Below are 24,170 nucleotides of genomic sequence, written 5' to 3'. Positions count from 1 at the left end.
CAGCGGGGTTGCGGCCCCGCCTTCAGCACGACAGTACCCTCGTGTGTTGCAACTGGCCCCAACGGCCTCACTGTTCATCCAACGCAGCCCCGTTCTCGCGGCCCGGCACCGCGTGGACCGTCACCACCGTCTTTGACAGTGCTACCGTCACTGGTTTTTCATCCAGCTATTGGCCCGCTGCCGCACTACAATCCGCCGCTATGTCTGCCAAACCGTCTTCCGTGTCCACCAGTAGTGAATATTCCGAAGGGTCCATCCGTGTGCTCAAGGGCCTGGAGCCCGTCAAGCAGCGCCCGGGCATGTACACCCGCACCGACAACCCGCTGCACATCATCCAGGAAGTGCTGGACAACGCCGCCGACGAGGCCCTGGCCGGCCACGGCAAGAAGATCCGCGTCACGCTGCACGCCGACGGCTCGGTGAGCGTCGAAGACGACGGCCGCGGCATCCCCTTCGGCATGCACCCCGAAGAAAAAGCGCCGGTGATCGAGCTGGTGTTCACCCGCCTGCACGCGGGCGGCAAGTTCGACAAGGGCAAGGGCGGCGCGTACAGCTTCTCGGGCGGCCTGCACGGTGTGGGCGTGTCGGTCACCAACGCGCTGGCCACCCGGCTCGAAGCCACCAGCTACCGCGAAGGCAAGATGGCGCGTCTGGTGTTTTCTGCCGGCGACGTGATCGAGCCCCTGGTGGCGCGCGCCCTGGAAGTCGGCGAGCGCAAGCAGGGCACCTCGGTGCGCGTGTGGCCCGATGCCAAGTATTTCGAGTCGAGCGCGCTGCCCATGGGCGAGCTCACCCACCTGCTGCGCAGCAAGGCCGTGCTGATGCCGGGCGTGACGGTGCAGCTCGTCAACGAGAAGACGCGCGACACGCAAACCTGGCAGTACAAAGGCGGCCTGCGCGACTACCTGATGCAGACGCTGCACGGCGAGCCGGTGATCCCGCTGTTCGAGGGCGAGGGCTTTGCCGACCGCCACAACGAGAGCTTTGCCGAGGGCGAGGGCGCGTCGTGGTGCGTGGCCTTCACCGAAGACGGCCAGCCCATGCGCGAGAGCTACGTCAACCTGATCCCCACCAGCGCCGGCGGCACGCACGAAAGCGGCCTGCGCGACGGTTTGTTCAACGCCGTCAAGAGCTTCATCGAACTGCACAGCCTGCTGCCCAAGGGCGTGAAGCTGCTGCCCGAAGACGTGTTCGCCCGCGCGAGCTACGTGCTCAGTGCCAAGGTGCTGGACCCGCAGTTCCAGGGCCAGATCAAGGAGCGGCTCAACTCGCGCGATGCGGTGCGCCTGGTGTCGGGCTTCGTGCGGCCGGCGCTCGAGCTGTGGCTCAACCAGCACGTCGACTACGGCAAGAAGCTGGCCGAGCTGGCCATCAAGGCCGCGCAGACCCGCCAGAAGGCCGGCCAGAAGGTCGAAAAGCGCAAGGGCTCCGGCGTGGCCGTGCTGCCCGGCAAGCTCACCGACTGCGAAAGCCGCGACATCGCCCACAACGAAGTGTTCCTGGTCGAGGGTGACTCGGCCGGCGGCAGCGCCAAGATGGGCCGCGACAAGGAAAGCCAGGCCATCCTGCCGCTGCGCGGCAAGGTGCTCAACACCTGGGAGGTGGAGCGCGACCGCCTGTTCGCCAACAACGAAATCCACGACATCTCGGTGGCCATCGGCGTGGACCCTCATGGGCCGAACGACACGCCCGACCTCTCGGGCCTGCGCTACGGCAAGGTCTGCATCTTGAGTGACGCCGACGTGGACGGCTCGCACATCCAGGTGCTGCTGCTCACGCTGTTCTTTCGCCACTTCCCCAAGCTCATCGAGGCCGGCCACATCTATGTGGCGCGCCCGCCGCTGTTCCGTGTGGACGTGCCCGCGCGCGGCAAGAAGCCCGCGGCCAAGATGTATGCGCTGGACGAGGGCGAGCTCACCGCCATCCTCGACAAATGCGCCAAGGACGGCGTGGCGCGCGAGAAGTGCCAGGTCAGCCGCTTCAAGGGCCTGGGCGAGATGAACGCCGAGCACCTGTGGGAAACCACGCTCAACCCCGACACCCGCCGCCTGATGCCGGTGCAGCTGGGCGACATGGACTTCGCCGCGACCGAGGCACTGATCACCAAGCTCATGGGCAAGGGTGAAGCCGCCTCGCGCCGCGAGCTGATGGAGCTGCATGGCGATGCGGTCGACATCGACATCTGACCGCCTGCGCCTGGCGTGCGCGGGCCTGCTGCTGTGCCTGGCGCACGGCGCGGCCCACGCCGACCTGTGGGCCTTTGTCGACGCGCGTGGCGTGACGCACTTTGCGCCGGAGCAGGTGGACGCCAACTACCACCTGTTCTTCAAGGGCAACGAGTTCGACTCCACGCGCGATGTGCCCGCAGGTGCGCCGCCCATGCCGAATGCGCTGCCGCCGGCAGGCGCGCGGCTGCTGGCTTTTTTCGACATCGCGCCGGACTACAAGCGGGTGAAGCACCATCTGCGCGCGGCAGCGGCCCGGCATGACATCGACTATGAACTGCTCCAGGCCCTGATCGCCACCGAGTCCGGGTTCGACGCGGGCGCCGTGTCGCCCAAGGGTGCGGTGGGGCTCATGCAGGTGATGCCGGCCACCGCCACGCGCTTCGGGGTCAGTGCCGACGCCAAGCGCTCGGTCGAGAAGAAACTGGCCGACCCGGCCGTGAACGTGCCCGCGGGCACGCGCTACCTGCGCCACCTGATCGACATGTTTCCCGAGCGGCTGGACCTGGCACTGGCGGCCTACAACGCGGGCGAAGGCGCGGTGCAGCGCGCCGGCAACCAGGTGCCGGCGTACAAGGAAACGCAAAACTATGTGCGCACCGTGATGGGCCTGTACCACCAGCTCAAGCCGCCGGCGCCGGTGCTGGCCCAGCGCGCCGCGCCGGGCCGCGTGCGCATGGAACTGTCGGGCGGCGCCGTGAACCGGGGCAACCTGCCGCCCACGCGGGTGGCGCAGACGCCCCCACCGATTGAATCTGACTCCAACAAGAACGAATGAGCGACCAACCCACTCTCGATTTTCCGGCCTCCGACGACGGCGGCGATTCCCAGGGCCTGGCCGGCTACGCCCAGCGTGCGTACCTGGAGTACGCACTCTCGGTCGTCAAGGGCCGCGCTCTGCCCGACGTCTGCGACGGGCTCAAGCCCGTGCAGCGGCGCATCTTGTTCTCGATGGACCGCATGGGCCTGGGCTACAGCGGCCCCACGCGCACCACGGCGGCCAAGCCGGTCAAGAGCGCTCGCGTGGTCGGCGATGTGCTGGGCAAGTACCACCCGCACGGTGACCAGTCGGCCTACGACGCACTCGTGCGCATGGCGCAGGATTTCGCCCAGCGCTACCCGCTGATCGACGGCCAGGGCAACTTCGGCAGCCGCGACGGCGATGGCGCTGCGGCCATGCGCTACACCGAGGCGCGCCTGTCGCGCATCACCAGCCTGCTGCTCGACGAGATCGACGAAGGCACGGTCGACTTCATGCCCAACTACGACGGCAGCGTGCAGGAGCCGCGCCAGCTGCCTGCACGCCTGCCGTTCGCGCTGCTCAATGGCGCCAGCGGCATCGCCGTAGGCCTGGCCACCGAAATCCCCAGCCACAACCTGCGTGAGATCGCCGATGCGTGCATCGCGCTCATCAAGGCCCCGGCGCTGAGCCAGGAAGACCTGCTGGCGCTCGTGCCCGGCCCGGACTACCCGGGCGGCGGCCAGATCATCAGCGCGGCGTCCGACATTGCCGACGCCTACCGCACCGGCCGCGGCAGCCTCAAGGTGCGCGCGCGCTGGAAGATCGAGGACCTGGCGCGCGGCCAGTGGCAACTGGTGGTCAACGAACTGCCCCCGGGCGTGAGCACGCAGAAGGTGCTCGAAGAGATCGAAGAGATCACCAACCCCAAGGTCAAGACCGGCAAGAAGGCGCTGTCGCAGGACCAGACGCAGCTCAAGGCCAGCATGCTGGCCGTGCTGGACGTCGTGCGCGACGAGTCCAGCAAGGACGCGCCCGTGCGCCTCGTGTTCGAGCCCAAGACCGGCAAGACGCCGCAGCAGGAACTCATCACCGCGCTGCTGGCGCACACCAGCCTTGAGTCGTCGGCCCCCATCAACCTCACGATGGTGGGGCTCGATGGCAAGCCCACGCAGAAATCCCTGCGGCAGATGCTGGAAGAGTGGATTGCCTTCCGCCAAGCCACCATCACCCGCCGCACGCAGCACCGTTTGGGCAAGGTGCTGGAGCGCATCCACATCCTCGAAGGGCGGCAGATCGTTCTGCTCAACATCGACGAGGTGATCGCCATCATCCGCCAAGCGGAAGACCCGAAGGCCGCGCTGATCGCGCGCTTCAACCTCAGCGACCGGCAGGCCGAAGACATCCTTGAAATCCGCCTGCGCCAGCTGGCCCGGCTCGAAGCCATCAAGATCGAGCAGGAGCTCAAGGAGCTGCGCGAAAGCCAGGGCAAGCTCGAAGACATCCTGAACAACCCCAGCTCGCTGCGCCGCCTGATGGTCAAGGAGATCGAGGCCGATGCCAAGACCTTTGCCGACGCGCGCCGCACGCTGATCCAGGCCGAGAAGAAGGCCGTGGCAGAGGTCAAGGTGGTGGACGAGCCGGTGACGGTGATCGTCTCGCAAAAGGGCTGGGTGCGCGCCCGCACCGGCCATGGCCACGAGTCCGCCAGCTTTGCCTTCAAGGCCGGCGACGGCCTGTACAACACCTTCGAATGCCGCACGGTCGACACGCTGCTGGCCTTCGGCAGCAACGGGCGCGTGTATTCCGTGCCGGTGTCGGCGCTGCCCGGCGCGCGGGGCGACGGCCAGCCGGTGACCACGCTGATCGAGCTGGAGTCGGGCACGCAGCTGCTGTACTACTTTGCCGGACCGGCGCAGGCCTCGCTGCTGCTGGCCGGCTCGGGCGGCTACGGCTTTCTGGCGTCGGTGGAGAACATGGTCTCGCGCCAGAAGGGCGGCAAGTCGTTCATCACCCTGGGCGAGGGCGAGACGCTGTGCCAGCCCTCGCACGCCGCGGGGACGTCCAGCACCAGCGTACCCGCCCTGGCGCCGGCGACGCACGTGGCCTGCGCCTCGGCGGGCGGGCGCATCCTTACGTTCGAGATCGCCGAACTGAAAACCATGGCCAACGGCGGCCGGGGCCTGATGCTGATCGACCTGGAAGACAAGGACACCCTGGCGGGCGCCGCGGCGTACACGCGCAGCATCCGCATCGACGGCATCGGCCGCGGCGGCAAGCAGCGCGACGAGACGCTGGAGATCCGGTCCCTGAACAACGCCCGCGCTGCGCGGGGGCGCAAGGGCAAGGCGGCGGACCTGGGCTTCAAGCCCTCGGCCGTCACGCGCGTGGAATGACACCACCCGCGGAGCGTGCGCCCCACGCCACCGGCGCTCCAATCAAGCCACCCTGAAGCCACCCTGCCGGGTGGCTTTTTTGTTGCGTCGCAGCACATCACGGGTTGCTACGGATTGGAAGAAAAGGCCGAACAGGCGCACCATATGTAAAAAAATGTCTTAGCAGGTGCGGGCTGGCGGTGCAAACAATCTCCCGGATCAAAGGCTGACATTGGCAGATTTGCCTGAAGTAACCCACAACTTGAGGAGACATGATGTTCCAACGCATCCGAATTGCCCAGAAGCTGTGGCTCGCCGTCCTCTTCATCGTGGTCATGCTGGCCGGTGTGGTGGGCTTTTCCGCCTATCGGTCGGCCAAGGTACAGGCCGAAGCCGACGAGGTGTCCCGCGAGATGCAGGCCCGTGTCGGGGCCGCCATCCGCTGGGCTGGGCTCACCGAAACCAATGCGGCACGCACCCAGGCGCTCATCGTCAGCAGCGATCCGGCGGTCGAGGCCGAATTCAAGGACGCGATCACCGCCACGTCGGCCCAGATCACCGAAGTGCAGAAGTCGCTCGAGGCCATGACACTGTCGGATGCAGACAAGGCGCAGATGGCGAAGATCGCCGATGCACGCAAGACCATGATCGACTTGCGCGGCAAGGCGCGCCAGCTCAAGGCCGACGGCAAGGCCGAGGACGCGGTCACGCTGGTCAAGCAAAGCTACAACCCGGCCGTGACGACCTACCTGACGGCGCTGCGCGACTTTGTGGACCTGCAGCAAAAGACCGCTCAAACGCGCCTGGCCGACATGGCCGAGTCGCGCATGCTCACCGTCAAGATCGCGGCCGTCGCAGTGGCGGCCCTGCTGGCGGCCATCGTCGCCGGTGCGTACTACCTGATTGGCAGCATCCAGCGTCCGCTGGCGCAGGCCAACGACCTGGCGGCCAAGATCGCAGCGGGCGACCTGAGCGAGCAGGCAGCGGTCACGCGCGGTGACGAGTTCGGGGACCTGCTGCGTTCGCAGTATGCGATGAGCGATTCGCTCGGACGCATGGTGCACCAGGTGCGCCAGAGCACGGACAGCATTGCCATCGCCAGCGCAGAAATCGCCACCGGCAACCATGACCTGTCGGCGCGCACCGAACAGACATCGAGCAACCTGCAGGAAACCGCGGCAGCGATGGAGGAGTTCACCAGCACCATCGCGCAGAGCGCGGCCAGTGCCCGCCAAGCCAGTACCCTGGCCGCCAGCGCCACGGGCGTGGCCGAGCGCGGCGGCTCGGTGGTGACGCAGGTGGTGTCCACCATGGAGGACATCAACCAGAGCAGCCGGAAGATTTCGGACATCATCGGCACCATCGACGGCATCGCTTTTCAGACCAACATCCTGGCGCTCAACGCCGCGGTGGAGGCCGCGCGTGCCGGCGAGCAGGGCCGCGGCTTTGCGGTGGTGGCCAGCGAGGTGCGCAGCCTCGCGCAGCGCAGCGCCGAAGCCGCCAAGGAGATCAAGGTGCTGATCAGCGCCTCGGTGGAGAAGGTGGAGACAGGCACCCGCCTGGTGGCCGACGCAGGCAGCACCATGACCGACATCGTTCGCTCGGTGCAAAGCGTGACCGACATGATCGGCGAGATCACCTCGGCGTCTTCCGAGCAGAGCGCAGGCATCACGCAGGTGAACCAGGCCGTGGGCAATCTCGACCAGATGACCCAGCAGAATGCGGCACTGGTGGAGGAAAGCGCGGCAGCGGCCCAGAGCCTGCGTGAGCAGGCGGAACACCTGGCGCAGGTGGTCTCGGTATTCAAGGTCAATGGAGCGGCTTACGGCGGTGCGGTGGAGCCGATGCGGGCAGCGCATACGCCGGCTGCTAAGCCAGTCGCAAGGCCTGCCGCATCCCAACCGATGGCGGTGGGCAAGACCGCCGCGCCGCGCATCACGCAGGGTGCGCAGGCCACCGGCAAGCCCGCTGCCAAGGCGCCTGCAAAGACGCCTGCAAAGACGGCGCCGGCCCGCTCACCCGCCCTGGCCCAGGGCGCCGAGGAGGACTGGGAGTCCTTCTGATGGCGGGGTTCCACGGCTCCCGGGGCTCTTGAACTCCGAGGCCTGGGCAGTCATCAGACCAATTCAGCGATCAGCTCGATCTCGACGCAGGCACCCATCGGGATCTGCGCCACGCCGAACGCGCTGCGTGCGTGCACGCCCTTGTCGCCAAACACCTGGCCCAGCAGTTCGCTGGCGCCATTGGTCACCAGGTGCTGCTCGGTGAAGTCGCCGGTGGAGTTCACCAGGCTCATGAGCTTGACGATGCGCTTGACCCGGTTCAGGTCGCCGCCGCAGGCGGCCTGCAGCGTGCCCATGAGGTCGATGGCCACCGCGCGTGCGGCCGTTTTGCCTTCTTCGGTGCCGATGTCGCGGCCGAACTGCGCAGCCCAGGGCTTGCCGTCCTTGCGGGCGATGTGGCCCGACAGGAACACCAGATTGCCGGTCTGCACGAACGGCACGTAGGCTGCGGCGGGCACCGACACCGGTGGCAGGGTGATGTTGAGTTCTGTCAGCTTGTCGTAAACGCTCATGGTGGTTCCTTGATGATCAAAGGGGTGGATGTCGGGGCGTGCGTGCGAGCGCAGGTGCATGCGCTTGCGTGGCGTTGCGGCCGGCAGACAGCGCCCGGGTGGCCGCGAGTGTTACACAGCCCGCTGTGCTTGCCACCGGCGCGGCGCGCTGCCTGCGCATTAGCATCAGCCCATGCCCCACATAAGCGCTTCTAATGCCGTTCCGGCCCGGCCGTCACCTCGGGCCGGCGGCATGGCGCAAGACGGTGGCGTGGGGGCACAGCTGGCCGCAAGGCCCACCGCACAGGCTGCACGCCCACCCCGGCCCTGGCTGTTGCCCGCCCTGATGCTGGGCGCCGTGGCGGGCGCTGCGCTGCAACTGCAGCAACCTGCGCTGTGGCGCGCCACCGCGTACGCCGGCCTGCTGGTGGCTGCGTGTGTTCTTGCGCTGGCAGCATGGGCTGTGGGCCGCACAAGGGCGGCGGACCTTGGGTGGATGCCCATCGCCGCCATGGCACTGGCCGCTGCGGCCGGTGGGCTCGCCCTGTTCGGCAGCAGCGGCCTGCGGTCTGCCGACTACCTGGGCCAGGCGCTGTCGCCGCAGCTGGAAGGGCGCGACATCCGCGTCACCGGCATGGTGGCCGCCATGCCCCAAAGCAATGAGGCAGGCACCCGCCTGCGCCTGGATGTGGAGACCGCGCTGCTGCAGGGCGCGCCCGTGCAGTTGCCGCCGCGCATCGAGGTCGCGTGGTACGGCGGCGCCTTTCGCGATGCGGCGGGCGTGGCCGACCTGCAGCGCCCGCCGCCCGCCCTGCGTGCCGGCGAGCGCTGGGACCTGACCGTGCGGTTGAAAGCGCCGCACGGCCTGCGCAACCCCCACGGGTTTGACTACGAACTCTGGATGTGGGAGCAGGGCGTGCAGGCCACCGGCTATGTGCGCGCCGGTCCCAAGGACGAGGCGCCGGTGCTGCTCGGTTCGACCTGGCAGCACCCCGTGGAGCGCGCACGGCAGGCGGTGCGCGACGCCATCATCGAGCGGCTGGTGCACGATGGGCACAGCGACGACCCGACACGTGCCCGCATCGCCGGGGTGGTGGCGGCGCTGGTGACAGGCGATCAGCGCGCCATCGACCGCGCCGACTGGGACGTGTTCCGCGCCACAGGCGTGGCGCACCTGATGAGCATCTCGGGGCTTCACATCACGCTCTTCGCGTGGCTGGCGGCATTGGCCGTGCGTGCGCTGTGGCGCCGTTCCACCCGGCTGTGCCTGCGGGCCCCGGCGCAGTCGGTGGCGCTGGCTGCGGGCGTGCTGCTGGCGGCTGGCTACGCGCTGTTCAGCGGCTGGGGCGTGCCGGCCCAGCGCACGGTGATCATGCTGGCGGCCATCGCGCTGCTGCAGCTCAGCGGCCGGCGGTGGCCGTGGCCGCAGGTGTGGCTCCTGGCCTGCGCCGCCGTGGTGGTGGCCGACCCGTGGGCGCTGGCGCAGGCGGGCTTCTGGCTGAGCTTCGTGGCGGTCGGTGTGCTGTTTGCTACTAATTCGATAGCTGCTGGCGCTCATGGATCGAGCGGTGGAGGGCATTTTCGTTCGTTGTTGCGCGAGCAATGGGTGGTGACGCTGGCCCTCACACCGCTGGGTGTGCTGCTGTTCGGCCAGGTGTCGCTGGTCGGCTTTGCGGCCAATCTGGTGGCCATCCCCTGGGTCACGCTGGTGGTCACCCCGCTGGCGCTGGGCGGCGTGCTGTGGGCGCCGCTGTGGAGCCTGGCGGCGCTGGCCTTGCAGCCGCTGGCCGCCTTGCTGCAGTGGCTGGCGCAGTGGCCCTGGGCGGTGGTCTTTCTGCCTGTGGCGCCTCTCTGGGCGGGCGTGGCGGCCGTGGCGGGCGGCGCGTTGCTGGCCACCCGGTTGCCCTGGCGGCTGCGGTTGCTGGCGCTGCCCCTGCTGTGGCCGTTGCTGGCGTGGCAGCCGGCGCGGCCGGCGGCGGGCCAGTTCGAGCTGTTGGCGGCAGACATCGGCCAGGGCAATGCGGTGCTGGTGCGCACGGCCACGCACACGCTGCTGTACGACGCGGGCCCGCGCTTCAGCCGTGAGAGCGATGCCGGCCACCGCGTGCTGGTGCCTCTGCTGCGCGCGCTGGGCGAGCGGGTGGACGTGCTCATGCTCAGCCACCGCGACATCGACCACACGGGTGGCGCAGCTGCCGTGCTCGCGCAGCAGCCGCAGGCCGAGCTCACCGGCTCCATCGAAGCCGACCACGCGCTGCAGGCGCTGCGCCCGGTCAAGCCCTGCCTGCAGGGCCAGCGGTGGACCTGGGATGGCGTGGCCTTCGAGGTGCTGCACCCGCAAGACGGCGATGCCGCGCAGGCCCGCCGCCCCAATGCACTGAGCTGCGTGCTGCGTGTCACGGCGGCGGGGCAGGGGGCAAGGCCAGACCCGCCGGTCGCCCTGCTCGTCGGCGACATCGAAGCGCCGCAGGAGCAGGCGCTGCTGGCGCGCGGTGCCCCGGTGCGGGCGGACGTGCTGCTGGTGCCGCACCATGGCAGCAAGACGTCGTCCACCGCCGCGTTTCTGGAGGCTGTCCAGCCTCGCACCGCTTTGGTGCAGGCCGGCTACCGCAACCGTTTCGGCCATCCGGCGCCCGATGTGTTCGAGCGCTACCGCGCGCGAGGCATCCGCATGGTGGAGTCCGCCCGGTGCGGCGCCGCCACCTGGTCATCGGCGCGGCCGGACGAAGTCGGCTGCGAACGCGACGGTGCCAGGCATTACTGGCAGCACGATATGGCGCCGCGACCCGGTTGAGCGGACTTTTTGCAAGCGCAGGCCGCGCCAAGGGGCCACCAGGCCGGAGGTGGGCTCACAACTTGCTATCCTGCGTGCAGGAGGCCCGTTCATGCAGAAATTTGATGAGATGTACGCCATGCTGCCGTTTGAGGGCAGCGATGTGCGGGAACACTACAAGCGCTATGCGCAGTGGTTGAGCAAACAGCCCCCTGACGTGATGCAGGCCCGCCGGGCCGAGGCAGAGATGATCTTTCGCCGCGTGGGCATCACCTTCGCCGTCTACGGCGCCAAGGACGAGGGCGGCGCCGGCAACGAGCGGCTGATCCCGTTCGACCTGATCCCCCGCATCATCCCGGCCCACGAGTGGAGCCGCATGCAGCTGGGGCTGGTGCAGCGGGTCACCGCGCTCAACCGGTTCATCCACGACGTGTACCACGGCCAGGACATCATCCGCGCCGGCATCGTGCCCCAGGACCTCATCGTCAACAACGCCCAGTACCGGCCCGAGATGGCCGGGCTCCACGTGCCGCAGAACATCTACGCGCACATCGCCGGCATCGACATCGTGCGCGCCCCCAACGCGCAGGGCGAGGGCGAGTACTACGTGCTCGAAGACAACCTGCGCGTGCCCAGCGGCGTGAGCTACATGCTCGAAAACCGCAAGATGATGATGCGGCTCTTTCCCGAGCTGTTCAGCCTGCACAAGGTGGCGCCGGTGGCCCACTACCCCGACATGCTGCTCGAGACCCTGCTCGCCAGCGCGCCCGCGGCGGCCGACGAGCCGACGGTGGTGGTGCTCACGCCCGGCATGCACAACAGCGCGTACTTCGAACACGCCTTCCTGGCGCAGCAGATGGGCGTGGAGCTGGTCGAAGGGCAGGACCTGGTGGTCAAGGACAAGTTCGTCTACATGCGCACCACGCGCGGCCTGCAGCGGGTGGACGTGATCTACCGCCGCGTGGACGACGACTTCCTCGACCCGCAGGTGTTCCGCCGCAACTCCACGCTGGGCTGCTACGGCCTGATGGAGGCGTACCGCGCCGGCAACGTGGGCATCTGCAACGCAGTGGGCACCGGCGTGGCCGACGACAAGTCCGTCTACCCCTACGTGCCCGAGATGATCCGCTTCTACCTGGGCGAGGAACCCATCCTCAAGAACGTGCCCACCTGGATGTGCCGCAAGCAGGACGACCTGCAGCACGTGCTGGCCAACCTGAAGGACCTCGTGGTCAAGGAAGTGCACGGCGCCGGCGGCTACGGCATGCTCATCGGCCCCGCGGCCACGCAGGCCGAGATCGAGGACTTTCGCCGCGCGCTGCTGGCCAACCCGGCCGGCTACATCGCGCAGCCCACGCTCAGCCTGTCGAGCTGCCCGACCTATGTGGACGCCGGCATCGCGCCGCGCCATATCGACCTGCGCCCCTTCGTGCTCAGCGGCCGCGAGGTGCAGATGGCCGCGGGCGGCCTCACGCGCGTGGCGCTGAAGGAGGGGTCTCTGGTCGTCAATTCATCACAGGGCGGCGGCACCAAGGACACCTGGGTCCTGGGCGAACACGCCGCCGCAGCAGCGCCGCGGCCGGAGACCCTGTCGCAATCGCAGTCGCAGTCGATGGATGGGATGACACAAACACAGGGAGGATTTTGAGATGCTGAGCCGCACTGCCGATCACCTGTTCTGGATGTCTCGATACACCGAGCGGGCGGAGAACACCGCCCGGATGCTCAATGTGAGCTACGAGACCTCGCTCCTGCCCCAGTCTGCCGACGTGGTGCAGGAGGGTTGGGAAGGCCTGCTGTCCATCAGCGAGCTGATTCCCGCCTACACCGCCAAACATGGCAAGGTCACGCCCCACAACGTGCTGGAATTCATGGTGCGCGATGGCGAGAACCCGTCGTCCATCCTGTCGTGCCTGCGCGCTGCGCGCGAAAACGCGCGGGCCGTGCGCGGGGCGCTCACCACCGAGGTGTGGGAGACGCAGAACCAGACCTGGCTGGAGCTGCACCGCGTGCTGGAAAGCGGCGCCTTCGAGCGTGAGCCCGGCCAGTTCTTCGAGTGGGTGAAATACCGCTCGCACCTGTCGCGCGGCGTGACGCTGGGCACCATGCTGCAGGACGAGGCCTTTCACTTCCTGCGGCTGGGCACCTTCCTCGAGCGCGCCGACAACACGGCGCGGCTGCTGGACGTGAAGTTCCACGCGGTGGAAAACGACTTCTTCGGCCGCGCAAGCGAGCGCAACCAGGAGGCCGACTTCTACCACTGGAGCTCCATCCTGCGCAGCGTCTCGGCGTTCGAGGTGTACCGCAAGGTCTACCGCGACGTGATCACCCCGGGCCGTGTGGCCGACCTGCTGGTGCTGCGCCGCGACATGCCCAGGTCCCTGCACGCCTGCATGCGCGAGGTGGTGGACAACCTCAGCGTGGTGGCCAACCAGCAGTCGGCCGAAACCCAGCGCCGCGCGGGCCGCCTGCTGGCCGACCTGCAGTACGGGCGCATCGACGAGATCCTGTCGACGGGCCTGCATGCGTTCCTCACGCAGTTCCTCGACCGGGTCAACGACCTGGGCGGGGGCATCAGCCGCGACTTCCTGGTGGCGGCGGGCGACTGACGGTCAAGGCAGGCCAGGGGAGGGGGCTGGCCGCCGTGGCTTTGCCGGCGCGGCAGGCCGGCAACCCTCCGGCTCAGCCCTCGTTGTTGCGCTTTTGATCCCGCAGCATGAAGAGGTACAGGCTTTCGACCTTTTCGCGCGCCCAGGGCGTCTTGCGCAGGAACTTGAGGCTCGATCCCACGCTGGGGTCGCTCTGGAAGCAGCGGATGGGAATGCGCTGGCCCAGTTCATCCCAGCCAAAATAGTCCGCCAGGGCCACCACCATGGCCTCCAGCGTCACGCCGTGCAGCGGGTTGCGGGGCTGGACGGGCTTGGCAACCGGGGCGGGGGCTTCGTCGGGTGCCGGGGTTCCCGGCGTGGCGGGCGGTGGGGTCTCAGAAATGCTCATCCCCTGAAGCATACAGACCGCAGATGCCCGCAGCGCCTGGGAGCGGGCTGGTGGCGTGCCATCGCGGCATGGGAGCCGGTGGGCCCGCTGGCCGGTGGAGCCCCTTCAGGCGCCGGGTACTGCGGCACCCAGCCCGCAGGCCGGCGCAGGCGGGTCTACCCCTTGCGCTGCATCTGGGCTTCGCGCTGGAACAGCTCGGCCGCCCAGTCGACAAAGGCGCGCACCTTGGCGCTCAAATGGCGGTTGGGCGGGTACACCACATACACCGGCAGCAGGGGCTGCGTCCATTCGGGCAGCACTTGCACCAGCGTGCCGCCCTGCAGGTGGCTCTCGGCCTGAAAGCTCGTGATCTGCCCGATGCCCAGCCCCGCCACCAGCGACGTCACATACGCATTGGCTTCGTTCACGCTCAGCTGGTAGGGGCCGGAGATGTCGATGGACTCGGCGTCCTTGCGGAACTCCAGCGGGTAGTGCCGCCCCGAGTGCGGCGAGAAGTACAGCAGGCTGGTGTGCTTTTCCTCGATCTCCAGCGGGTGCGCGGGCGTGCCCTTGCGCGCCAGGTAGTCGGGCGATGCCACGGTGATGAATTCGAGATTGCCGATGCGCCGCGCCACCAGCGACTGGTCGCTCAGCTCGCCGCCGCGGATCACGCAGTCCACGTTGTCGCCGATCAGGTCCACGATGCGGTCGCTCACCCCCAGGTCGAGCTGGATGTCCGGGTAGCGTTCGTGGAACTCCGCCAGGTGCGGGATCAGCAGCAACTGCGCCACCGACGTCCCCACGTCGATGCGCAAGCGCCCGCGCGGGTTGGCGCGCGCGTTGGTCATGCTGGCCTCGATGTCGTCCAGGTCGGTCAGCAGGCGCACCGTCCGGTCGTAGTAGGCGGCGCCGTCGGGCGTCACCGTCACGCGGCGGGTGGTGCGGTTGAGCAGTTTCACGCGCAGGCGCTCCTCCAGCGCCTGTACATGCTTGGTGACCGTGGCCTTGGGCAGCGAAAGCGAATCCGCTGCCCGGGTGAACGTGCCGGCCTCCACCACCCGCACGAATATGCGCATGGCCTGTATCTGGTCCATGGCTTCTCCTTGAAATCTGAAACTGCAATCCGGACTGCAGCACCCACCAGTGGGTGCTGAGGAATTCTCACACGCAAGCCGCCGTTTGATTGTTGAGCTTTTGGAAACAGTGCAGTGGTGTTTGGCCTGTTTATCCCGTGGGCCTGAGCCACTACATTTATCCCATCCTCCATTCCCTGGGTACATGCCATGCAGCCCGACAGACCGTCTTCGCCATCCTCTACATCGCAGCCGACCGCCGCACCTGCCAAGGTGTCCAAGGCGGCGTCCGTGTGCACCGATTCCACCATTGAGGTGGCGGCGGGGCAGGACGTGGCCGTGCGCATGTATGGCCGCAAGAAGACGGGCAAGGTGTCTCCGGTGGTGGTGCATTTTCACGGCGGCGCATTCACCTCGGGCGACCTGGACAATGGCTGCACCGTGGCGTCGCTGCTGGAGAGCGTGGGCGCTGTGGTGGTGTCGGTCGCCTACCCGCTCACCCCGTTCCCCCAGCCGGTGGACACCGGCTACAGTGTCCTCAAGTGGGTGCACCGCAACCGGACCAAGCTGGGCGGGCAGGGCTCGCTGGTGTACCTGGCCGGTGAAGAGGCGGGCGGCAACCTGGCCGCAGCCGTGAGCCTGATGGCGCGCGACCAGTCGCACCCGCCGCTGGCCGGACAGATCCTGCTGTCGCCCATGCTGGACCCCTGCGTGGGCACGGCGTCGCTGCGCGAAGCCACGGGCGACGCCACCGGCTGCAAGTGGTCCGAAGGGTGGCGCAATTTCCTGAGCTGCCCGCGCGATGCCGACCATCCCTACGCCGTGCCCGGTGCAGCGCGCCGCCTGGCGGGCCTGCCGCCCACGCTGGTGCTGGTGGGCGACACCGACCCCATGCACGATGAGGCGGTGGCTTATGCCGCCCGGCTGGAAGCTGCCGGGCTCCAGGTCACCTGCCATGTGTTTGCCAAGGCCGCGCAGTGGCCCGATGCCCTGCTGCAAACGCAGACAGGCCCGCACGAATGCCCCTGTGCCGCTGGTGCGCAGGAGCAGTTCCGCCAGTTCTTCGAGGCCACCCGATGTCCGGTGCCTTCCTGACCGCCCCCCCGCTGCAAAAAGGTGTTGACCTCAACGTAAGTTGAGGTTCGATACTGCAGCCTCTCTACCGAACCCTGGTTTTCAACGCTGATTTTTCCGGCACGCCGTGCCGGAGGGAACAGCTTTGCCCGCGCATTTCTGCACGCCGTGCCCGTGAGGGGCTGGACGGCGCGCGGAGCTACTGACGTCAACGATACGGAGGAAATAACAACGTGAACAACACAACGCACTTTTCAACGGCTGCCTGCAGCCACCCCGCTGGTCACAGAACGCTGCGCCGCAGCGTCTTGTGACACAGGCGGGCCGATGCCCCGGGCGTGCCGGCCGGGGCCTTGACCTTTCCACCGTGTCATTGCCGAGACTGCCCGTCCATCCCGCCGTGACCTTTGCCTCTTGCGCGTCTGCACCGCGTGGCGCAGACAACAACTTCCCTGGCGCGCCTGCAACGCCCGCCTCAACGATTGATTGAAACGACCATGACCACCAACCCGCTCTCCAAGAACCGCCCCCTGGGCCTGGCCACCATCGCCACCGCCGTCACCGCTGCCGTGGCTGCATTGGTCCTCGTCTTCCAGGCGCCCACGGCCCAGGCCAACGGCGAAGGCGCCACGCCGCCCGCCATGCCGGTGTCGGTCGCTGCCGTGGTGCAAAAGGACATCTCCCTGTGGGATGAATTCTCCGGCCGCCTCGAGGCCGTGCAGCGTGTGGACGTGCGACCGCGCGTCTCGGGTGCCGTGCAGGCCGTGCACTTCCGCGAAGGCTCGCTGGTCAAGCAGGGTGACCTGCTCGTCACCGTGGACCCCGCGCCGTATGCGGCCGAGGTCGACCGCGCCGAAGCCCAGGTGGTCGCCGCCCAGGCCCGCGTGTCCTACACCCGCAGCGAAATGGAGAGGGCCACGCGCCTGCTCGAAGAACGCGCCATTGCCCAGCGTGAGCACGACGAGCGCCTGAACGCCCAGCGGGAGGCCGACGCCAACCTGCGCGCCGCCCAGGCCGCGCTGCAGACCGCCAAGCTGAACCTTGGCTACACCCAGGTGCGTGCACCCGTGGCGGGCCGCGTGGGCCGCATCGAAGTCACCGTGGGCAACCTGGTGGCCGCCGGCGCCGGCGCCCCGGTGCTGACCACGCTGGTGTCGGTGAGCCCCATCTACGCCAGCTTCGACACCGACGAGCAGATCGTGGTGAAGGCGCTGGCCGACCTGCAAAGCAGCCAACGGGGCCACAGCGCGCGCCAACTCATCGAGCGCATTCCTGTGCAGATGGGCACTGGCACCGCGGGCAGCACGCCGCACACCGGCCGCCTGCAGTTGATCGACAACCAGGTGGACGCCAAGAGTGGCACGGTGCGCGTGCGTGCCGTGTTCGACAACGAAGACGGCGCACTCATCCCCGGCCAGTTCGCCCGCATCCGCATGGGCCAGGCGCGCGACACCCAGGCCCTGCTGATCAACGAGCGTGCCGTAGGCACCGACCAGAACAAGAAGTTCGTGATGGTGGTGGGCGAAGGCAACAAGGCCGAGTACCGCGAAGTCACGCTGGGCGCGCCCATCGACGGCCTGCGTGTGGTCACGTCGGGCCTGAAGGCGGGCGAGAACATCGTCGTCAACGGCCTGCAGCGCGTGCGCCCCGGTGCCGTGGTGGCACCCCAGTCCGTCCCCATGACCGCCAAGGCCGAAGTTGCGGGTGATCGCAAGGAAGCCAAGAACAACACCAAGTCGCCTGCCGCGTGAGCACGGGCCAGAGCGACACCAGGAATTTGCATCCATGAATCTATCCCGCTTCTTCATCGACCGCCCCATCTTCGCCGGGGTGCTGTCGGTGCTCATCTTCCTCGGGGGGCTCATCGCATTGCGCGGTCTGCCTATCTCCGAATACCCTGAAGTCGCGCCGCCCTCCGTGGTGGTGCGCGCACAGTACCCGGGCGCCAACCCCAAGGTGATCGCCGAGACCGTGGCCACGCCGCTGGAGGAATCCATCAACGGCGTGGAAGGCATGCTCTACATGGGCAGCCAGGCCACCACCGACGGCGTCATGACGCTGACCGTGACCTTTGCCTTGGGCACCGACCCCGACAAGGCCCAGCAGCTGGTGCAAAACCGCGTGTCGCAGGCCGAGCCGCGCCTGCCCGAGGAAGTGCGCCGCCTGGGCGTCACCACCGTCAAGAGCGCGCCGGACCTGACCATGGTGGTCCACCTGGTCTCGCCCAACAACCGCTACGACATCGACTACCTGCGCAACTACGCGGTGCTCAATGTGAAGGACCGTCTCGCCCGCATCGGCGGTGTGGGCCAGGTGCAGATCTTCGGCGGCGGCGACTACTCCATGCGTGTGTGGCTCGACCCGCAAAAGGTCGCGCAGCGCGGCCTGTCGGCCAGCGACGTGGTGACCGCCATCCGCGGCCAGAACGTGCAGGCCGCCGCCGGCGTGGTGGGCGCATCGCCCGGCCTGCCCGGCGTGGACCTGCAGTTGTCCATCAACGCCCAGGGCCGTCTGCAGACCGAGGAAGAGTTCGGCGACATCATCGTCAAGACCGGTGCGGACGGCGCCGTGACGCGCCTGCGCGACATCGCCCGCCTGGAGCTGGGCGCGGCCGACTACTCGCTGCGCTCGCTGCTCAACAACGACCCCGCCGTGGGCATGGGCGTGTTCCAGGCGCCGGGCTCCAACGCGCTGGACATCTCGTCCAACGTGCGCAAGACCATGGACGAGATCCAGAAGAACATGCCCGAAGGCGTGGAGTACCGCATTGCGTACGACCCCACGCAGTTCGTGCGTGCATCGATCAAGTCCGTGATCCACACGCTGCTAGAAGCCATCGCCCTCGTGGTACTGGTGGTGATCCTGTTCCTGCAGACCTGGCGCGCGTCCATCATCCCGCTGCTGGCCGTGCCGGTGTCGGTGGTGGGCACGTTTGCGGTGCTGCACCTGCTGGGTTTTTCGATCAACGCGCTCTCCCTGTTCGGCCTGGTGCTGGCCATCGGCATCGTGGTGGACGACGCCATCGTGGTGGTGGAGAACGTCGAGCGCAATATCGAGGCGGGCCTGACCCCGCGCGAGGCCACCTACCGCGCCATGCGGGAAGTGTCCGGCCCCATCATCGCCATCGCCCTGGTGCTGGTGGCGGTGTTCGTGCCGCTGGCTTTCATCAGCGGGCTCACGGGGCAGTTCTACAAGCAGTTCGCAGTGACGATCGCGATCTCCACGGTGATCTCGGCGATCAACTCGCTGACGCTGTCGCCCGCGCTGTCGGCACTTTTGCTCAAGGGCCACAACGAGCCCAAGGACGCGCTCACGCGCGGCATGGACAAGGTGTTGGGTGGACTGTTCCGCGGCTTCAACCGCCTGTTCCACCGCGGCTCCGAGGCCTACAGCGGCGGCGTCAAGCGCGTCATCGGCCGCAAGGCACTGATGTTCGTGATCTACCTCGCGCTGGTGGGTGCCACGGTGGGCCTGTTCAAGATCGTGCCCGGCGGCTTCGTGCCCGCGCAGGACAAGCAGTACCTGATCGGCTTTGCCCAGCTGCCCGACGGCGCCACGCTGGACCGCACCGAGAACGTGATCCGCCGCATGGGCGAGATCATGAAGGAGAACCCCAACGTCGAAGACGCGATCGCCTTCCCCGGCCTGTCGATCAACGGCTTCACCAACAGCTCCAACTCGGGCATCGTGTTCGCCACGCTCAAGCCCTTTGCCGAGCGCACCCGCGCCGACCAGAGCGGCGGCGCCGTGGCAGGCCAGCTGAACCAGTCGTTCGGCAGCATCCAGGATGCGTTCATCGCCATGTTCCCGCCGCCACCCGTGGCGGGCCTGGGCACCACCGGCGGTTTCAAGCTGCAGATCGAAGACCGCGCATCGCTGGGCTTCCAGGCCATGGACGGCGCCGTGAAGGCCTTCATGGCCAAGGCCTACCAGACGCCCGAGCTGGCCGGCCTGTTCACCAGCTGGCAGGTCAACGTGCCGCAGCTGTACGCCAACATCGACCGCACCAAGGCCCGCCAGCTGGGTGTGCCGGTGACGGACATCTTCGACACGCTGCAGATCTACCTGGGCAGCCTGTACGCCAACGACTTCAACCAGTTTGGCCGCACCTACAGCGTGCGCGTGCAGGCCGATGCGGCCTACCGCGCGCGGGCTGAAGACGTGGGCCTGCTCAAGGTGCGCTCTGGCACCGGCGAGATGGTGCCTCTGTCGGCGCTGATGAAGATGGAGCCGAGCTTCGGCCCCGAGCGTGCCATGCGCTACAACGGCTACCTGGCCGCGGACATCAACGGCGGCCCTGCACCCGGCTACTCGTCGGGCCAGGCCCAGGCCGCCATCGAGCGCATTGCCGCAGAGACGCTGCCCCAGGGCATCACCTTCGAGTGGACCGAGCTCACCTACCAGGAAATCCTGGCCGGCAACTCCGCCGTGCTGGTGTTCCCGCTGGCCATCCTGCTGGTGTTCCTGGTGCTGGCCGCGCAGTACGAAAGCCTGACGCTGCCCATTGCCATCATCCTGATCGTGCCCATGGGCATCCTGGCGGCCATGACCGGGGTGTGGCTGAGCAAGGGCGACAACAACGTGTTCACGCAGATCGGGCTCATCGTGCTGGTGGGGCTGTCGGCCAAGAACGCCATCCTGATCGTGGAGTTTGCGCGCGAGTTGGAGTTTGCCGGGCGCACCCCCGTGCAGGCCGCCATCGAGGCCAGCCGCCTGCGGCTGCGCCCCATCCTGATGACCTCGCTGGCCTTCGTGATGGGTGTGCTGCCCCTGGTGCTCTCCACCGGTGCCGGCGCCGAGATGCGCAGCGCCATGGGCGTGGCCGTGTTCTCCGGAATGATTGGGGTGACGGCCTTCGGCCTGTTCCTCACGCCCGTCTTCTACGTGCTGCTGCGCAAGCTGGCTGGCAACCGCCCGCTGGTGGAGCACGGCACGCACGTGGCGCCCATATCGCACAACCCGCACGGCGGCGGCAGCGCCCACCCCGTGCTGGCAGCGCCCCGCCAAGAGCACGAGTGATGGGCTCCCTGGCCATTTTCAATACCACCGTCCGCGCCGCGCTGCCCCTGGCAGCAGGGCGGGCAGGAGACCGACCATGATGGATTTTTTGTCGAACAAGAACGCTGATGCCGCCAACGCGGTAACGGCGGCAGCGCCAGCGCCTTCGCGCAGGCTCAGCCTGCTGGCCCCCCTGGCCGCGGCCCTGGTGCTGGCCGGGTGCATGACCCAGCCCGTGGCACCCGCACCCCATGCCGGCGTGGCCGTGCCCGAGAGCTTCAGCGCCGGCGGCGCGGCCCTGCCCGTCGCACCCTGGACCGTGGCCCCACCCGCCGAGGCGCAGCCGCGCGGCGAATGGTGGCTGGGCTTTCAAGACCCGGTGCTGGCCGACCTGGTGCAGCGCGCAGGCACGGCCAACACCAGCATCCAGCAGGCGGCTGCGCGGCTGGCCGAAGCGCGCTCGCTGCTGCGCTCGGCCGACGCAGCACGGTCCGTGCAGATCGGCGCGTCGGCGGGCGTGTCGCGCCAGGCCGGTGCCAGCAGCACGGGCAGCTCATCGCCGTCCACGCTGGGCACGGCAGGCCTCAACGCATCGTATGAACTGGACCTGTTCGGCCGCCTGTCGCAGACCAGCGATGCCGCGCGCCTGGATGCCGATGCCCGCGACGCCCTGCTGCAGAGCACGCGCCTCCTGGTGCAGGCCGATGTGGCGCAGACGTACCTGCAGCTGCGCTCGGTGCAGGCCGAGCAGATCCTGGTGAACGAGAGCCTGGCTGCCTACCAGGACACCCTGCGCCTCACGCAGCGCCGCCTGCAGGCCGGCGATGTGGCCGAGCTGGACGTGGCCCGCGTGCAGGCCGAGGTGTCTTCCACCGAGTCCGAGTCGCTGGCACTGCAGCGCCAGCAAGCCTTGCTGACCAACGCGCTGGCCGTGCTGGTGGGCGATGTGGCCAGCGGCTTCACGCTGCCGGCGGCGGCCACCGATGCCGCCTTGCCCGTCATCCCGCCCGGTGTGCCCGGCACCGTGCTGGCGCGGCGCCCCGACGTGTCGGCCGCGCAGTCCGCCGTGCTGGCCGCGCAGGCCCGCGTGGGCGTGGCGCAGACCGCGTGGTTCCCGGCGGTCACGCTCACCGGCAATGCGGGGCATGCATCGCCCGAGCTCGGTGACCTGTTCAAGTGGTCGGCTCGCGCGTGGGGCGTGAGCGCGCTGCTGTCGCTGCCCATCTTCGACGGCGGCCAGCGCGATGCGCAGGTGCAGGGCGCCAAGGCCCGCCTGGAGGCCGCGCTGGCGGACCACCGTGGCCAGGTGCTCAACGCCTTCCGCGACGTGGAAGACCAGCTCAGCTCGCTGCGCCTGCTGTCGGGCCAGGCCGAGGCGCAGGCCCGCGCCGTGACGGCCGCACGCCGTGCGACGCAGCTGTCCGACGCGCGCTACCGCAACGGCCTGGTGAGCCAGCTGGAGCTGCTGGACGCGCGCCGCAGCGAACTGCGCAACCGCCGCCAGGAGCTGCAGGTGCGCACCGCACAGTACGTGGCCACGGTGGGCCTGATCCGCGCGCTGGGTGGGGGCTGGGGTGACGACGCGCAGGCCAGGTTGGCCGCGGTGTCCCAGTAGTCTCTGCAGCTGTGCCTGTCCAATAGCCAGCCCCGCAGGGCGGGGTTCCCGCGCTCCTTCTGCGGGGCGCCGCGCTGGCGCCTATAGTGTCTGGTTTCGCGCGCGGCAAGGCCCCCGGGGCAGGTCCAGCGCTTTCCGTCCCACCGTTTCGTCATCAGGAGCCTTTGCATGAGCTACCCCAGTACCCAACTCTTCATCGCCGGCCAGTGGCAGGACGCCGCCGACGGCAAGACCATCGGCGTGTTCAACCCGTCCACCGGCAAGGAAATCGGCCGCGTGGCCCATGCCAGCAAGGCCGACCTGGACCGCGCCCTGGACGCTGCGCAAAAGGGCTTCGAAGCCTGGCGCGACATCCCCGCCGCCGAGCGCGCCAAGACCATGCGCCGCGCCGCTGCGCTGATGCGTGAGCGCGCCGATGCGATCGCCGCCATCATGGTGCAGGAGCAAGGCAAGCCCCTGGCCGAAGCCAAGGTCGAGACCATGGCGTCGGCCGACATCATCGAATGGTTTGCCGACGAGTCCCTGCGCGTGTATGGCCGCATCGTGCCCTCGCGCAACCTGAAGGCCACGCAGATGGTGCTCAAGGACCCCGTGGGCCCCGTGGCGGCCTTCACGCCGTGGAACTTCCCCATCAACCAGGTCGTGCGCAAGCTCGCCGCCGCGCTGGGCGCAGGCTGCTCCATCCTGGTCAAGGCGCCCGAAGAAACCCCGGCCAGCCCCGCAGAGCTGATCCGCGCGTTTGCCGATGCGGGTGTGCCTGCCGGCACCGTGGGCCTGGTCTATGGCGACCCGGCTGAAATCTCCAACTATCTGATCCCGCACCCCATCATCCGCAAGGTCACGTTCACCGGCTCCACGCCCGTGGGCAAGCAGCTGGCGGCCCTCGCCGGCAAGCACATGAAGCGCGTGACCATGGAGCTGGGCGGCCATGCACCGGTCATCGTGGCGCAAGACGCCGACCTGGAACTGGCCATCAAGATCAGCAGCGGCGCCAAGTTCCGCAACGCGGGCCAGGTCTGCATCTCCCCCACCCGCTATCTGGTGCACGAGAGCATCCGCGCCGACTTCGTGGCGGCGTTCGCCAAGTACGCGCAGGGCCTGAAGGTGGGCGATGGCCTCACGGCCGGTACGCAGATGGGCCCGCTGGCCAACCCCCGCCGCATCACCGCCATGGCCGACCTGCTGGCCGACGCCGTGCAGCAGGGCGCGCAGGTGGCCACGGGCGGCGAGCGCATCGGCACCGAAGGCAACTTCTTCCAGCCCACGGTGCTCAACGACGTGCCCCTGTCGGCCCGCATCTTCAACGAAGAGCCCTTCGGCCCCGTGGCCGCCGTGCGCGGCTTCGAGAAGATCGAGGACGCGATTGCCGAAGCCAATCGCCTGCCGTTCGGCCTGGCCGGCTACGCCTTCACCACGTCGCTGAAGAACGCCCACCTGCTGGCCCAGCGCCTGGAAGTGGGCATGCTCTGGATCAACCAGGCAGCAGCCCCTGCCGCAGAGCTGCCGTTCGGCGGCCTCAAAGATTCGGGCTACGGCTCCGAAGGCGGCCCCGAAGCCATCGAAGCGCATCTGAACACGCGCCTCGTGTCGATCATGAACGTGTAGGAGCGCGTTCGCAGTTTCGCTGGGTGGCGTCCCTGTGGCGCCGCGTCGTGCTGCCACGAAGCCTGGGTATGTGTTGCGGAGTTTTCGCAGCCATATCCAGGCTTTTTTCATCGAGGATATGCGCACCAGCCACCGCCAAAGCCGATGCTGCTGGTGCTGGTGC

General features: G+C 68.3%; 15 protein-coding genes. 12 read left to right on the top strand and 3 right to left on the bottom strand.

Features of this window, described 5'->3' with window-relative positions; translation table 11 throughout:
• Positions 1-200: 200 nt before the first annotated feature.
• From ASG27_RS05015 to ASG27_RS05000, 4 genes are all read left to right on the top strand, one after another.
• Positions 201-2,186: a DNA topoisomerase IV subunit B gene (locus ASG27_RS05015; protein WP_056173725.1), complete on the top strand. Its 1,986-nt coding sequence runs from the start codon at positions 201-203 to the stop codon at positions 2,184-2,186.
• A complete protein-coding gene (locus ASG27_RS05010; protein ID WP_369817193.1) occupies positions 2,164-3,003 on the top strand; it encodes a lytic transglycosylase domain-containing protein in 840 nt (279 codons plus the stop codon). Before ASG27_RS05015 ends, ASG27_RS05010 begins: the two co-directional genes overlap by 23 nt.
• Complete coding sequence (gene parC, locus ASG27_RS05005; RefSeq protein WP_056411810.1) at positions 3,000-5,360, top strand: DNA topoisomerase IV subunit A; 2,361 nt, start codon at positions 3,000-3,002, stop codon at positions 5,358-5,360. The genes ASG27_RS05010 and parC overlap by 4 nt, the downstream gene beginning before the upstream one ends.
• Before the next feature lie 254 nt (positions 5,361-5,614).
• Positions 5,615-7,402 (top strand): methyl-accepting chemotaxis protein, encoded by a 1,788-nt coding sequence (locus ASG27_RS05000; protein WP_056411936.1) that lies wholly within the window; start codon positions 5,615-5,617, stop codon positions 7,400-7,402.
• A gap of 53 nt (positions 7,403-7,455) precedes the next feature.
• Here ASG27_RS05000 and ASG27_RS04995 read toward each other — a convergent pair whose 3' ends face one another.
• Positions 7,456-7,914 (bottom strand): RidA family protein, encoded by a 459-nt coding sequence (locus ASG27_RS04995; protein WP_056411808.1) that lies wholly within the window; start codon positions 7,912-7,914, stop codon positions 7,456-7,458.
• Positions 7,915-8,239: 325 nt separating this feature from the next.
• Here ASG27_RS04995 and ASG27_RS04990 point away from each other — a divergent pair, with 325 nt between their 5' ends.
• The 3 genes from ASG27_RS04990 (at position 8,240) to ASG27_RS04980 (ending at position 13,275) form a co-directional block, all read left to right on the top strand.
• Positions 8,240-10,687: a DNA internalization-related competence protein ComEC/Rec2 gene (locus tag ASG27_RS04990; protein WP_056411806.1), complete on the top strand. Its 2,448-nt coding sequence runs from the start codon at positions 8,240-8,242 to the stop codon at positions 10,685-10,687.
• Between the two features lie 91 nt (positions 10,688-10,778).
• A complete protein-coding gene (locus ASG27_RS04985; protein ID WP_056411804.1) occupies positions 10,779-12,314 on the top strand; it encodes a circularly permuted type 2 ATP-grasp protein in 1,536 nt (511 codons plus the stop codon).
• A gap of 1 nt (position 12,315) precedes the next feature.
• Complete coding sequence (locus ASG27_RS04980) at positions 12,316-13,275, top strand: alpha-E domain-containing protein (protein ID WP_056411801.1); 960 nt, start codon at positions 12,316-12,318, stop codon at positions 13,273-13,275.
• Between the two features lie 73 nt (positions 13,276-13,348).
• Here ASG27_RS04980 and ASG27_RS04975 read toward each other — a convergent pair whose 3' ends face one another.
• Both ASG27_RS04975 and ASG27_RS04970 read right to left on the bottom strand, forming a co-directional pair.
• A complete protein-coding gene (locus ASG27_RS04975; protein ID WP_082486162.1) occupies positions 13,349-13,663 on the bottom strand; it encodes a VF530 family DNA-binding protein in 315 nt (104 codons plus the stop codon).
• Between the two features lie 155 nt (positions 13,664-13,818).
• Positions 13,819-14,736 carry a LysR family transcriptional regulator gene (locus tag ASG27_RS04970; RefSeq protein ID WP_056411800.1) on the bottom strand — a complete coding sequence of 306 codons (918 nt, stop codon included), beginning with the start codon at positions 14,734-14,736 and terminating at the stop codon, positions 13,819-13,821.
• A 189-nt stretch (positions 14,737-14,925) separates the two neighbouring features.
• Here ASG27_RS04970 and ASG27_RS04965 point away from each other — a divergent pair, with 189 nt between their 5' ends.
• The 5 genes from ASG27_RS04965 to ASG27_RS04945 all read left to right on the top strand — a co-directional run bounded on the left by ASG27_RS04965 (position 14,926) and on the right by ASG27_RS04945 (position 24,007).
• Positions 14,926-15,810, top strand: a complete 885-nt coding sequence (locus ASG27_RS04965) for an alpha/beta hydrolase (protein WP_082486161.1) — start codon at positions 14,926-14,928, stop codon at positions 15,808-15,810.
• A 476-nt stretch (positions 15,811-16,286) separates the two neighbouring features.
• Positions 16,287-17,540, top strand: coding sequence for an efflux RND transporter periplasmic adaptor subunit (locus tag ASG27_RS04960; protein ID WP_156370982.1), 1,254 nt, complete (start codon positions 16,287-16,289; stop codon positions 17,538-17,540).
• Positions 17,541-17,574: 34 nt separating this feature from the next.
• Positions 17,575-20,808, top strand: coding sequence for an efflux RND transporter permease subunit (locus tag ASG27_RS04955; RefSeq protein WP_056411798.1), 3,234 nt, complete (start codon positions 17,575-17,577; stop codon positions 20,806-20,808).
• A 76-nt stretch (positions 20,809-20,884) separates the two neighbouring features.
• Positions 20,885-22,402, top strand: a complete 1,518-nt coding sequence (locus ASG27_RS04950) for an efflux transporter outer membrane subunit (RefSeq protein WP_056411796.1) — start codon at positions 20,885-20,887, stop codon at positions 22,400-22,402.
• Between the two features lie 168 nt (positions 22,403-22,570).
• Positions 22,571-24,007, top strand: a complete 1,437-nt coding sequence (locus tag ASG27_RS04945; RefSeq protein ID WP_056411794.1) for an NAD-dependent succinate-semialdehyde dehydrogenase — start codon at positions 22,571-22,573, stop codon at positions 24,005-24,007.
• The last annotated feature ends 163 nt before the right edge of the window (positions 24,008-24,170 follow it).

Origin of the sequence: Acidovorax sp. Leaf191, from assembly GCF_001424425.1 — a bacterium.
In the GTDB taxonomy this organism is placed as follows: Bacteria; Pseudomonadota; Gammaproteobacteria; order Burkholderiales; family Burkholderiaceae_C; genus Acidovorax.
This window is presented reverse-complemented; position numbering and strand designations above follow the sequence as displayed.